This is a genomic window from Pedobacter nyackensis (assembly GCF_032678475.1).
In the GTDB taxonomy this organism is placed as follows: Bacteria; Bacteroidota; Bacteroidia; order Sphingobacteriales; family Sphingobacteriaceae; genus Pedobacter; species Pedobacter nyackensis_A.
The window spans coordinates 1,663,464-1,677,703 of the sequence record NZ_JAVTSF010000001.1 but is presented as its reverse complement, the minus strand read 5'-3'; the positions used below and the strand labels follow the sequence as shown (position 1 = coordinate 1,677,703).

Sequence of the window (14,240 nt, the reverse complement as noted above, 5' to 3'; positions counted from 1 at the left end):
ATCTCTACTAAGGGGGGGCTGAGAAACCAACTCACTAATTCTTGCGATTTTCTTTAAATCATCAATAAATTTTTTTGAGTTCAGTTCGAATGGGAACACTTTTTTAACACTGTGTTAGTATAGTGTTAAAGTTTTTCAGGAAAATTATTAAAGGGCTATAGGTTATTCTGTGGCCCTTTTATGTTGTCTTTCTCCAATAGGTGCGTTTGTTCAACTTAATATATCTCAAGGAACGTCATTCTTATGTGGTGTTGGTATAAGCGATTTTTTAAAGTTATTTTTCTTATTTACATGTATTTTTGTAAAATAGACTGTCTTGAATCTACTTATTTTGTATTTTTGTGTGAAATAAGTGATTTTATGAAAAATTCAAGTATTATTCCTCCTGAAAAAATTATTGAGCGCTTGCATTATGAAAACCCTTGGTGGATTTCTAAACAGATACATGAGGAATATAAAAGGATGCAAAGGAGGTTGTATTTTGACTTGTTTTTCCCTTTTGTTAAAGAAAAAGATATTCGAAGAGCGGTTGTTCTAATGGGGCCAAGACGGGTAGGGAAGACTGTTATGATGTTCCATGCTATAGATAAACTACTACATGAAGGTATTGATCCTCAGAAGATATTCTTTGTAGGTATTGATAATCCTATTTATTTAAGTTTGAGCCTGGAAGATTTGCTTTTTTTAGGTAGAGATGCTGTTAAGCTTCAAAATCTGGATGGTTGTTATGTTTTTTTCGATGAAGTACAGTATTTAAAAGATTGGGAACGCCATTTAAAGGTTTTAGTGGATTCTTATCCTAACACCAAATTTATAGTATCAGGTTCGGCCGCCGCAGCTTTAAAATGGCATAGTACAGAAAGTGGTGCTGGACGATTTACTGATTTCATGTTACCGCCGTTAACATTTCAGGAATATATTCACTTAAAAAATATGGATCATCTGGTGTTGAGTGGGGAAATTGAATATGGTGAACACAAAGTTCCATACACACTAACACATGACATTAAAGCATTAAACAAAGAATTTGTCAACTATTTGAATTTTGGCGGTTATCCCGAAGTTGTTTTGTCTGAGAAAATTCAAAGTGATATGGGGAGATATGTTAAAAATGATATTGTTGATAAGGTGCTTTTAAGAGATTTACCAAGTCTTTATGGCATTAAAGATGTACAGGAACTGAACCGCTTTTTTACATACATAGCCTATAATACTGGTAATGAATTTTCGTACGAAAGTATGTCTAGGGAAAGTGGTATACCTAAGGATACCCTAAAAAAATACTTAGAGTATTTAGAATCAGCTTTTTTAATTAAAGTTTTAAATAAAGTAGACATCAATGCGAAGCGACTGAAACGAATCACAAGTTTTAAAGTTTATTTGACAAATCCATCACTAAGGACAGCTTTATTTTCTCCAATATCTGAGACAGATGCTGAAATGGGAAATATGGTGGAAACGGCTATCTTATCTCAATGGATGCATCGGGAAAATCTTGATCTTACCTATGCCAGATGGAAAGATAGAAAAGAGGGTGAGGTTGATTTGGTTCTATTGGATGACAAAAAATTTAAACCAGTATGGGGCGTTGAGATAAAATGGAGTAATCGCTATTTTGATAAACCACAGGAATTGAGTAGCCTAATTCAATTCTGTAAAGCAAATGATTTCAAAAAAGCCTTAGTAACCTCCTTAGATAAGCAAGGTGTAAAAGAGATAGGTGACCTGCAATTTACTTTTGTCCCTTCTTCCTTATATGCCTACAACATTGGAGAGATTACACTTAAGATGAAAAATCCAGTTTATTAGTTGCCGTACAAATATGTAATATCCCATGAATTAGTTCGATGTTGTCTTGTAGCCTTAGTCATTACGCTTCTTTAATGATCCTAACGATGCTATTCGTTTCAAATCTTCAATAAAGTCGTTCGTTAAAAATATGTCAACGGACACTTCAGAAAGAGGGAATTTCAGTAATGAGATTCCCTCTTTTTTTATTTATATATTTGGTATTTAATCATTCTTTCTGCTCTACCGCAAATAGAGGCCCTAAACCTCTAACCTTTATTTTGCGGCCTCGGCCAACAATAGTTCCTTTAGTTTCGGATTGGATGGGCGTGGGGAATCAACAGTTACTATCTTTCCATTTTTGTCGAATACCAAAAAGCGTGGAATGGCATTGATTTTATAATACTTAGAAAACTCGTTGCCAGGTCCATTAGCAAATAATTGCAGACCTCCCAAATTTTCATCCTTGATCATTTTTAGCCATTTTTCCTTATCCTTAGGATTGTCGGTCGAAAGACTGATGATTTGGATAGGTTGGCCTTCTACATCTTTTTCCAATTGTTTTAAAAATGGAATTTCGGCTTTGCAGGGGCCGCACCAGGTTGCCCATACATCAACCAATACTACCTTGTTTTTTAAACTGGCCAAGCTAATGGTTTTGCCGTCTTTGTCTGGATAAGAAAACTGAAAAGCGTCTGTACCGGTTTTATAGGTGAGCAAGGGCAACAACAATGCTTCGCTTTTGTCCTTTTGAGCTTTGGTCAGTATATACTTTCCATAAAGGTTCATAGCTTCCTTATACTCATTGTAGGTTTTGTACCTCGAAATAAAATCAAGAGTGATGTCTCCCTTCAAAGTATCGTTAGGGACATAAGAAGCAAAGGTTTCTATTCCTTCTAAACCTGGTTTGTAGGCTTTTCCTTCTTGGCGCATGTTCACGCTGACCAAGGATAATAAGACCTTTTGTCCGTAAGGGTAATTGTATACTTTTCCGGTAGTCTGAGCAATTTTAGATGCTTTTAGCGTATTGTAAAACTCGCTATATTCTTTTACGGATGGATGTGCAGAACGCGGTGTGTTTAAGAAATTGGTGGCGAAGTTGGTCAGGTCCATTTCCATAATGTCCTTGATCTGTTTATCGAATTTAGCATTGCCGGTAGCTTTTCCAGCAAGGAATTTTTTCGATTTGGCCACTATTTCCTCTTGCAGAGGGAAATAATCCTTGAAAGTACTGTTCTTGCCCATGAAATTTATTGCCTTTTGATACAGAGGATTGGTTAAATCCTGCCACTGTTTTAGAACAATGTTTTCTTTTGAATTTAGTTTTCCGTTTAAGACATAGGACGTATCAGAAATGGTGAAATCAAGTTGATCTCCTCCTTTGAAATAAAATAGATTATTTTGATTCGGATTGAGATCGTTACCCGTACCAATTACATATATTCCATCATATTCAGGATAGAAAAGGAAACCGAATCTGCCGTTTATAGCCGGTATAGCATTTGCAATTTCAGTGGTTCTGCCATTAATTACCTTAAACAATTTCACGGCGGTTTTTCTGGAACTTGAAAAAGAAGCAGTTATCTGAACAGGATTTTGTGCGAATAGTTTGGAAGAGGTTGTTAAAGCTATTATAGTAAGGAATAAAAATTTTAGTTTCATGTGTTTTTCAAATCTGTTATAAATAAAGAGGTTGCCTTAAAACTTGATTTTAAGGCAACCTCTTTTAATTTGATGTTTATGGTTCTCTATAGCTTACGTCTACAATTTTGGCAAAGCCTGTGTAGCTTTCAAATAAGGTCACATCACCATTTAAAGGGGGAACATTATATAAATCTATCTGACCCGATGTTGAAGGATTTGCTTCATCATAGGTGCAAACCATTAATTTATCCTGATAAGCCGCAATACGTGCAGTATTGCCTCCACCATTGGTCATACGTTGAAATTTAATCAACGATATTTTTTTGCTGCCTGCATCTACTACTAATTTGTTTGAGTTATCTGCAAGTGAATAGCGATAAACTTTTGAGCCGACTTGGTACATAATGTAACCCTCTGTTTGATGGATGGCAAATTGTGTGGCATTGGCTATTTCAGGAGCGATATCGGTAACTTCTTGATAGCTTTGGGGTAGGAAAACATTGGCAGCTGTTGCACCGGCATCGAAGAGGATACGGGTTAGAAAAACCTTGCCGGCACTGTTTTTTAAGAGTGCAAATACCTGCCCGCCGCTATATTTGGATACAAGTGCCATATATAGTAAATCCATCCCCATATTTGCAGGGTCATAACTTGTCCAGGAGTCAGGTTTAGTAGGTACAACTGATGAGGTTGTATTGCTTCTGACGTGCTGATAAAAGCGTTTATTATCTACATCATACATTAATGCACCAAGATACGTCTCATTATTGCTGGCCGCAAAATAGGGCGACATTTTAAATGGCCCGCCCGCACTGGTCCTGTTCACTGTAATGCCGAAGTTATAACCACTGGTATTGTCTTCAAATAATAAATTGCCGTTGCTGTCATACATGTAACATGGTGTGCCCGGAGTTACTTTGTTCATCGTCGCCATTTTTTGTGCATAATACGGAGGCGGAATAAATACACTCATGACATCAGTCATTTGACCATAGGTATCAAAGCTATTGTTATGGGTATTGATAAAATAGGAGGTTTTATCTGTGCCTACCACAATACAGCGATACCTTTGGCCGCTTACAAGGTTATTTAAACGGTTGTAGAAATAAAGCATTTTTGGTGCACCATTAAGTACAATTTTACTTTGAGTTGCAAGCACATCTGTAATGTGATCAAACTTGGCAGTTGCTTCCTGATAGTTTAAGAAATCCAATCTTGCTTTACCGTTGTCGTCATTTAAAACAAGCCAGCCATCATTCACATTGGTGTTCACACGTAGTTTGACCGATTTACGCCATGTTTGTCCTGTGGCTTTTTCAGTTACCTGCAGGTATATGGCATAGTCGATATTTGTTGAAGGGAGATTTACCGGCCATTTTAAATTACGGGTAGTACTGATGGTAGTTTTTGTAACAGACGAAGTGCTAAAATCTATACAGAACCATTCATAGGAGTAGTTATCAGCTGTTTCAGCTGTTTTTGAAAAAGAAAGATTTGGCGTGATTTCCAATACCTGGCTACGGAATACGGTATAAGAATCATTTAAGCCACTAATTTCTGCGTTGTTTATTTCATTATAAGTATAGTTCCCTAAATCTTTTCTGCAAGCCGCAGCGGTAACCAAAACCACAAGAAATAAAAGCACTCTGGTTTTTATATGTTTCATAATTGTTGCTAATAAGGGGTTATTTATTTGGCAAAGGTGCCTGCTTTCATTAGTGTGACACCATCTGCTTCATAAATTGGGGTGTTCAGCCAGGACATATAATCTAAATAGGCTTTAAGGTTATTGCCCCAGGCCACGGCAAGCGTTGGCGATGGCATATAAGTTGTTTTTGTTACAGTAGCCACGTCCCATTTAAACCGCTGTATGCACAATTGAAATTTTAATGCGCTATAACTGCCTAAATAACCTATATAATTTTTTGCGTTTGCATTTTTTGTTATATCCCAGAAATAAGGAGCCCCAACTATATCATCTACAGATAACTTAACCCAGTTGTAATACAACTTTACTTTTTCCCCTGCTACAGTTTTTTCTCTGTACTCAAGGTTGTTGGTAAAATGCTCATTTGGTTTAACGGACAAATACAAAGAAAGGCTGTCGCTAGCCATTTTTACATTTCTATGCAGTTTTATCCTTAACGTATCTGCTATTTTGCCTGCTTTTATAGCGGTCCTAGTATTTAGCAGGTCATAATCCACGCCTGCAACCATAGTACTGCTATCCGCAATTTCAAGTTTGTACTCGCGGTCATGATCATAAACTTTTCCGGTTACAGTAACAATAAAATTTACAATTGAATCTTTTTTAAAGGGTTCAACATATCCAAATGAAATAGAACGGTAATTAGTGGATTGGTCCAGCTGTTTAAAATAAATTGAACTACCTGTTTTATCATTGTCGTAAGTAGTCAACGATTCCTTTTTACAGGAAGCCATAACACCGATAACTGTTATCAGCATTAAGTACGATAATTTTTTGTTTATCATAATCTTTTATCTTGGTGTGGTTTCCGATAGTGGTATAGGTAAGGTATAGTTGGCTTTACTTATACTTCTTGAAGCATTATTGTTAGCCGAGATAACAGAACCAGCTGAAGTACGCTTGTAATAGTAAAACAATTGTCCTTCTCCATAAAACTCCTTCCGGTACTCTTTCATAATCTCTGTAGCATTTAGAACTGAAACAGGTAAAATATTACGGTTGGTGCGTAAACTATTTAAATAGTCCAAAGCCGTAACTTCGTTAGGCTCACATTCTGCAGCAATCAGGTACATTTCACTGGCTTTTATCATGGGGAGGGTCAAACCGCTGCTTGGTATAAATCCCTCGGATGATACCGCTTTATATTTAAAAAAGGTAGGATATGGCTTGCCTTCAATTTTAAACCATTGCGTATAGCGCCAGTCTGCTTCTTTTCCTTCAAATACAGTATTTTTAACAAATGCGCCTGTTGACTCGGGAGCTAACAGCGTTGCATCTTCAATAGCAGGACTGAAATTGTTGATAAAAATGGTTTCCAATTTTAAATTTTCTACTCCAAATAGCATCTCGGTTGCAAATATTCTATTGGCGGCGTTGGCAGCAGTAAAATCACTGTTAACAACCCATGGGTATTTGCTTTGGTTTTCGATGATAAACTTTGCTTCTTTTAATGCCGATTCTTTATCGCCTCTCCATAGATAAACCCTCGCTTTAAGTGCCTTGATGGCATAATAGTTTAAGCGATAATTTCTACTGGTACGGCCATCTCTGTCAAGAGATTCCTTGCTAATGCGCGCTGCGGTTACGGCCGGGTCAGCATTCACTAAAAGTGCTTCCGCTTTATTTAAATCTTCCAGTATTTTTCCCATGATAAAGTTTGAAGGTTGAAATTCTGAAATACCAAAACCGGTTTTATCGTAATAAGGTAATATCCTAGCAACAGAATCAGCGGTACTATAGGTTGGTGTAAAAAGCCTTAACAAATCAAAATAATACATTGCCCGTAAACCATAAGTTTCGCCCTGATATAAAGCTTTTGTATTTGATGGCAAGACGCTGCCATAGCTATCCAGATTTTCCAAAAATTTATTGGCGTTAGTAATGGCAGAATAAAAATCAGACCAAATGGCGTCAATCATTAATTTCGCACTATTCTCGTTGTATGTGTAATTCGACATCATGAAACTGGCATTTCCATCGCCTACCCGGTATAACTGCGCCATTGCATCTAAGGTTGTTGATGTTAAACGGGCACCATACATATTATTGCCAGCCATGTTGATGTAGAAACCATTCATCACATCTGCAAACCCTTGGGGAGAAGATAATAAATCACGCTCGATAAATTTATCTTCAGGCTTCACATCTAACCACTTGTTGCAAGCAGTGAAGGTGCCAATACCTATAAAACCTAATAATATTAAAATATATTTTTTCATTTCTTTTTATTTGAAGGTTGCTTTTAAACTCAGGGAAAATGACCTGGCAAAAGGATAGCTTGTTCCTCTTTCTCTCAGCACAGTTGAGGCATAAAACAAATCATTCGTATACCCTGTGATACTAATAGCAGATAACGATGCTTTATCCAGCCAGGTCTTATTCCTAAACTCATAACCTAAGCTCAATGACTCCCCGGTAATCGTATTTTCTTCCTGAATAAATCTTGACGAGATAGGGGTACTCTCTGTGATAGAAATCCCTTTAAATTGAGTTTGGTCGCCCGCTTTTTTCCAGCGGCCGTCCAATGCCCGTTTATCCTGATTGTATCTCAAAGCTTCGAGTGAAATATTTTCTACTTTTTCATACAATGCACTATTGAGATTACTTCTACCCACCAGGTATCTAAAATATGCACCAGCTGTAAAGCCTTTATAATATACATTTGTACTTATTACCCCTTCCACGGTTGGTTTAGATGAGCCCGCTACAACAATATCATTCTCATCATAAACAAAGGTATGGGTACCATCTTTCTTTAGAAAAATTTCACGTCCGGTACCCGGGTCAATACCTAAAGATGGTACAGCCCATATATCGTACGAACTATAGCCATCACGGTAACGTGTTAATGACTTGCTTTCGCGTAGGATACTGTTTAGTCCATCTAACTGATTGTTAAATTTACTGAATTTTTGGTTGTACAAGCTACTGGTTAATCCAATATCCCATCTTAACCCATTTTCCTTTCTGATTGCCGTAACCCGGCTAATCAACTCGACCCCCTTTACTGTAGATGCGCCTGCATTGAATGGATAGTTACTCAGACCTGTTGACGATGGCAAAGTGATGGCCACCACCTGAGGATCGGTGGTCTTCTGATAAGCATTGAGCTGAATGTCAAGTCTGTTGTTAAAGAATACACCATCTAAACCTAAACTGATTTGTAAGGTTTGTTGCTGCTCCAAATAAGGAGCCCCAAGTTCGCTTAAAAATACTCCTTGACCGAAACTACTTATACTGCTGTAATAGTTATAAACCGACTCGCTTACACTGCCAAAATTCTGGTTACCCGTTAAACCAATATTCGCGCGTAGCCTTAATGAGTTAACATCTTTACTTTCCTTTAAAAAAGCCTCGTTATGCAAGTTCCAGCTTGCACCAATAGCATAATAAGGTTTGTATCTTTTATTAGAACCAAATGATGTAGTGCCATCAATACTGGCGTTCATATCAATATTATACCTGTAATCATAGGAATAGTTCAAACTACCTATAATGGAGTGACGACGCGATGTAGAGTTTGCAGCTGATGGGTGTGAATCCGTCAAAAAGCCGTAAGCGAATGCAGGATTCCCATTACTTGTGCCTGGAAAGCCCATTGCTGTATAACCGTTTGCATCTCTTTTACTTTCACTGAACTCAGTTCGTACCATCGCTCCGAAACTATGTTTTTGCGCTATTAATTTGTTATAATTTAGATTTAGATTCGCCGTATATCCAAATCCATTAGTCCTTTCGAGTTCATAAGTTCCTTTTAAAAGAGGATCTGAGACATTATCAAATTTCGTATTTAGCGGAGAAACGAAGTCCTGCGTCTCATCTGTACTTTTTGAAAGTTGTAGGTTAGCTGATATCCTGAAAGCAGTATTGACCTGTGCAATGAATTGAAGATTATTAGTGATATTGAAGTTTTTTCCCTTTGCAAAGCTCAATAAAGCAGCGTTATAGTATGGGTTTGGAATCCGTTCTGTACCATCTTTTGATAAACCAGTTGCCTGTGGCGATGCGGATATGGCTATATCCAGATATTTTTCAGATGCGGGTAAAAACCTGTAATAAGGATTTATTTTTGCCCAGTCCGAAAACTCACCATAGGGTGAATCTGCGTTATCACCACCACTTATGTACACACGGTTATTTATGTTAAAAATACCTGAACGATAATTTAATCCAATATTTGTACCCCAATCATTACGTTTAGAACCAATCATGGTTGCATCATTTGTTTTGTAATTTACACCTACATCGTACCTGAAAGTTTCGTCACCTCCGCTTGCACTGAGCGAGTGTCTGTGTGAAAAACCTGTTTGTAATGGCTTATTTAACCAATAGGTGTTAACCCCTCTCAATACTTCTTTTAAGCGCTTATTGTATAAAGTATCAAGTACCAATTGCACGTCCTCAATACCGCTTCTTTGTTTATATCTTCCGGCAAGTCTTTCAAATTCCAGTTTTTCGGTTGCGTTCATCATGTTGTATGATGATAAGTCAGGCAGTTCAAAACGGGAATCCATTGTGTAATTTATCCTCAGCTTTCCTGGTACAGGCTTTTTAGTTTCGACTACAATTACACCATTCGATGCCCTGGAACCATATACAGCTGTTGATGACGCGTCTTTTAAAATGCTGATGCTGGCTACCGTATTCATGTCCAGATCAACTATATTGCGTAAAGAAGTTTCAAAACCATCTAAAATGAATAAGGGTTGGTTGGGATCTGTAGAAAACTGATCTCTTAAACCGGAAGTTGTGATACTCGTTTGTCCTCGCAATTCAATCGTTGGGAGGACATTTGGGTTCGATCCCATTATGTTGTTCTCAATCTGAATAAACGAAGGATCTAGGGTTTTAAGACTCTGAATGATATTTGAATTCCCAATTGCTTTCAACTGTGCGCCGCTAAACTGTGCCGATGCACCACTTAGGATATCTTTTCTCACCGTTTGCATACCGTTAATCACCACATTCTTCATCTCTGTTTCTGCAGTTTTAAGGAAAATAGTTAAGGGAAGTTTTCTTCCTTTTAAAACTACTTCTTGTGTTTCGTAACCTATGTAAGAGATTACCAAGGTCTGATCCTCAGTAGCGGCAATCGTAAAATAGCCTTTTCCATCCGAAACAGCCATGGGACTTGCTGCAATACCCTTTATTCTCACTGAAGCTCCTACTACGGGGCCCTGGTCATCTGCTATTTTACCCGTTATTGTTTTTTGTTCTGCATGGCTATTTTCTGTTGTCTTAATGTATCTTAGAACAACAGCTTTTTTCTCTATGATATAAGTAAGCGGTTGGTTTAAGAAGCTTATTTTTAAAACATCTTCTACGCTTGCATTTTTTACATTGATAGACACTGGTTTGGTGTTTTTCAACATTGCATTGCTATAAAAAAGATAGTACCCACCTTGTTTCCTGATTTTTTGCAGGATACTTTCTAATGAGGCAGATTTCTCGTTGATGGTAATTTGAGCAAAACTTACAGCTCTGCTTTGGAGAATTACCGTTACTAATATGATTAAGGTTAGTTTCAATTTTAACAGAATTCTGGCATAAAAACGTCCATCAGAATCGTTTTTAAATGTCATGTGAAAATTCATACATTTGTTTATGTTTAGGTGTTGTTTAGTTAGTTAAGTGAAAAATATTAAACAGTTAGCCTAAAATTTGTCCAGAGGTATTGCGACCACCTCTGGATTTTTTTTAACTACTGTATTGTTTGTGATGTATAGTTATTGCATTACAGTAATCCTCCTTCCTTCTATTTTAAAGGTTACTAATTGGGTTAATTCCATTATTTTTAACACTTCTTCGATGTTCATTTTACGAGAGATAAAGCCTGAAAATTGTAAATCGACTAATTGTTTAGGATAGTATACTTCAACATTATACCACCTCGATATTTTTCTCATGATACTACCTAAACTCTCATTGTCAAAAATAAAGTCGTTGTTTACCCAATCTATTACGTTTTCTGTATTACATTGTGTAATGGTCATATTACCACCATTTAGTTTAGCCTGCTGGTTTGGAATTAATATCTTCTGAATTCCAAGAGCGTTAACCCTTATACTTCCCTGTAATAGGGTAGTAGTGGTGCTTTGTTCATCCTTATAGGCATTGATATTAAAATGAGTTCCTAATACTTCTATTGTTTGATGTTCAGTAATTACTTTAAATGGTTGGTGCTTTCTGTGCGTTACTTCGAAGTAACCTTCACCACTGAGTTCCACAACTCTGCTGTCGCCAATAAATTCGGTTGGATATTTTAAACTAGATTTTGCATTTAACCAAACTATAGTACCGTCGCTTAAGGTAACATTGTAATAACCACCTGCGGGAATGCTTAGGGTATTCCATGTTACTTCTTGTGCTGGGGTGACATTGGTGTTGTAAACAATTTTTCCTTCGTCGGTTTTAACGATATTGACGCCACTGCTATGTTTAAGTCTACCCTTTCGAGCATTGTTAAGGTTTATTGTAGTACCATCGGCCAAAGTAAGTACAGCTTTATTGCCACCAGGTAAAATCTGTTCATATTTAGCTATCGTATTGCCTTGGTTTAATTCCTTTTTCTGGATAAAATAGTAGCCTATAGAGATAGAGAGCAAAGCAATTGCAGCTACTGCAATTTTTCTAATTAAGTTAGAACGGAGTAATTTTATCGTTTTTGATTTACCAGTTATGGTCATTTTCGGCCATGGTCTCCTGCTAAACCCCGCTGGCTGGGAAAGCCTGACCAGGTTTGCGCGGACCTCAGCAAGGTCAGTCTGTTTCAGTTCCTCGTCCAAGATGTCGTAGTCATCTAAAGCATGACTCAGCTGCCAACTTTCTACTATGACTCTTTCTGCATCGCTGGCTGTGCCGTCATTATACTTTTTTAGATACGATTTCGCCTGTTCTGTATTCATAAGCTGACTTATAACATTTCAAGCATAAGAGACTTAAAAAGGTCTTAGGGGGGTAAAAAATATAATAATAATTTAAATTGATTTTAATGTGTTGATTTTTAGTGTAATAATAAATAGATAAAGAGAAGAATTCCTAAACGTCTGCGTAAAATTTTTAGCGCATTTTTTACATGTGAACGAACACTTTGTTCTGTAATGCCTAATTTTTCTGCTATTTCTGAATGACTCAGTTGTTCATTCCGACTCAATTCAAATACTTCCCTCATCTTCCTAGGTAAGGCATTGATCTCTTTCTCTATGATAGACTTGAGCTGGCTTTCTCTGACTTTATAATCAGCAATGTTCTCTCCATTGTTTATGTGTTGTTGCAGCGAAGAAATATATTCCTCTGTACGTTTATCTTGTTGAATTTTCCGCAAAATGCCATTCCGAACTGAAGTATAAAGATATCCAGAAAGATTTTGGCTCGGAAACAGACTATCGCGTTTTGTCCATATCAAAGTAAAGATTTCCTGAATGGCATCTTTTACTGCATCTCGGTCTTGTAGCCAACGATATGCATAGTTGTGGAGTACATCTTTATAACGATCGTAAATTTCAGTAAAAGCAGCCTGATTTCCCTCTTTGAGTAAATCGATTAGTTCGGGATCAGTAAATGCTTTATAGTTGTTCATGCCATTAATCATACTCAGCTCGGTCACTCCCTAAATGCAAACAAATAAGTAATGAAACGTTATGCTTCAAATCTGTAAATTATTTTCGAGATTCTAAAGTAAGAATTATGGGGTTGAATTTTGAGTAGAGGGCGCTTATATTAAGCCGATATTAAACGCATTCGATGTAAATGGTTAAACTATACAGCAAGGAACGTTAGATATCAGAGTTCATTTCATAATTCCTCACTACTCTAGTAGAGATAACCTAGTGATATCACATCTCTAGTAGGGACGACTTTCAAGTTTCATCACTAGCAAAATCGTCCCATTTAGACAATAAATGAATTTTTAATGATTACTCAATCTTGTATTTTGTAAAACCATTTTCTGCCCATACTTGCGTTAAAGGCTTATCTTTCCTTTCCTGACTGGTATAATGCCGTTTGTATCGAAGTTTGAAATCTCTACTAAGGGGCTCACTATTAACAAGGGTGTTCAAGTTTGCTATTTTCTTCAAATCATCGATAAATTTTTTTGAGTTTAGTCCGTTGGGGAACACCCTACCGGAGTGAAAATCTGCTAAAGATTTTGCTCCGGTTTTTTTATGCCTTAAATTTCTGTTAATGTGGTAGATGAGCTTGTCGGCTTCATCGATTTTAGGAGTTCGATGTATTTCGCCATCAAAAATCCATTTTTCAAGATAAATTGAAAGTTTTTTGGTAGTGCCTGTACCGGAAAGCAGGCTCCCAACTTTAGTATTTTATTGAATAATTTATTTTCTGAGGGAATTAAATACAGTTTCAACAGCCTTTTTTTGCTTTGTTTTAGAAATATTAGACGGTGTATTTCTTGTTGAGATTGTAATTATTACTCAGTCTGCTGAAAAACGAAGCTGATAACTCCCCAATAGGCATTTCTTTTTTCACCATGGCCAGTTGAAGCCCATGGATAATCTTGTTCACCACCAACATAAGAAAGCGTATTAACAATATCAAGTATCGATATGTTTCCTGCATCTATCGGATAAGTTACCAAAGTCGGTTTTGAATATTTATAATAACTGATTCCATTGAAAGTGATATTGTATCTTTTCTCGGGTACAATTTCCAAATGCTCAATTTCCTGGCGCATTTCCATATTGGCTGTTACTTTCGGAACTCTTATTGATCTAACAGCGGCGTGAGTTTCTACATCCCAAATAGTAATGAGCTGATTAGTTGCATTAGAAGGGATTTTAAGTATTACAGTTTTTATTTTTCCTTTTACTTTTGGCTTAAATTGAAACCCGTTTACGTAAATTTCTCCATTGGTATAGAACGATGGGATGTTACTAAACCCTGATTTTTCAAGATAGACTGCCAGTGGATTTTCTTCAGGATAATCTACTTTTTCTACCTTATCATCATTCTTACTACATGATATGGCAATAATTAGTAGAAATGCAGCGGGAATAATTTTATAATATTTTTTCATTTCTCTTCGAATTTTTCTTTTCAACACTTTTAAGTACAGAAACCCCTTTCATATTATTCAAAGGTA

General features: G+C 36.7%; 9 protein-coding genes. 1 reads left to right on the top strand and 8 read right to left on the bottom strand.

The window, feature by feature from the left end; all coding sequences use genetic code 11:
- Window positions 1–360: 360 nt before the first annotated feature.
- Window positions 361–1,809, top strand: a complete 1,449-nt coding sequence (locus tag R2Q84_RS06740; protein ID WP_316815770.1) for an ATP-binding protein — start codon at window positions 361–363, stop codon at window positions 1,807–1,809.
- A 255-nt stretch (window positions 1,810–2,064) separates the two neighbouring features.
- Here the strand turns inward: R2Q84_RS06740 and R2Q84_RS06735 are convergent, their stop codons facing one another.
- The 8 genes from R2Q84_RS06735 to R2Q84_RS06700 all read right to left on the bottom strand — a co-directional run bounded on the left by R2Q84_RS06735 (window position 2,065) and on the right by R2Q84_RS06700 (window position 14,174).
- Entirely contained in the window at window positions 2,065–3,450 is a 1,386-nt protein-coding gene (locus tag R2Q84_RS06735) for a TlpA disulfide reductase family protein (RefSeq protein ID WP_316815769.1), read from the bottom strand.
- 76 nt (window positions 3,451–3,526) lie between these two features.
- Window positions 3,527–5,098 carry a PKD-like family lipoprotein gene (locus R2Q84_RS06730; protein ID WP_316815768.1) on the bottom strand — a complete coding sequence of 524 codons (1,572 nt, stop codon included), beginning with the start codon at window positions 5,096–5,098 and terminating at the stop codon, window positions 3,527–3,529.
- A gap of 23 nt (window positions 5,099–5,121) precedes the next feature.
- Window positions 5,122–5,898: a DUF4843 domain-containing protein gene (locus tag R2Q84_RS06725; RefSeq protein WP_316815767.1), complete on the bottom strand. Its 777-nt coding sequence runs from the start codon at window positions 5,896–5,898 to the stop codon at window positions 5,122–5,124.
- A 33-nt stretch (window positions 5,899–5,931) separates the two neighbouring features.
- Window positions 5,932–7,359: a RagB/SusD family nutrient uptake outer membrane protein gene (locus R2Q84_RS06720; RefSeq protein WP_316815766.1), complete on the bottom strand. Its 1,428-nt coding sequence runs from the start codon at window positions 7,357–7,359 to the stop codon at window positions 5,932–5,934.
- Between the two features lie 6 nt (window positions 7,360–7,365).
- Window positions 7,366–10,734 (bottom strand): SusC/RagA family TonB-linked outer membrane protein, encoded by a 3,369-nt coding sequence (locus R2Q84_RS06715; protein WP_316815765.1) that lies wholly within the window; start codon window positions 10,732–10,734, stop codon window positions 7,366–7,368.
- Window positions 10,735–10,866: 132 nt separating this feature from the next.
- Complete coding sequence (locus R2Q84_RS06710; protein WP_316815764.1) at window positions 10,867–12,045, bottom strand: FecR family protein; 1,179 nt, start codon at window positions 12,043–12,045, stop codon at window positions 10,867–10,869.
- A gap of 98 nt (window positions 12,046–12,143) precedes the next feature.
- Window positions 12,144–12,746: an RNA polymerase sigma-70 factor gene (locus R2Q84_RS06705; RefSeq protein WP_316815763.1), complete on the bottom strand. Its 603-nt coding sequence runs from the start codon at window positions 12,744–12,746 to the stop codon at window positions 12,144–12,146.
- 822 nt (window positions 12,747–13,568) lie between these two features.
- Window positions 13,569–14,174 carry a hypothetical protein gene (locus R2Q84_RS06700; protein WP_316815762.1) on the bottom strand — a complete coding sequence of 202 codons (606 nt, stop codon included), beginning with the start codon at window positions 14,172–14,174 and terminating at the stop codon, window positions 13,569–13,571.
- Window positions 14,175–14,240 lie beyond the last annotated feature (66 nt).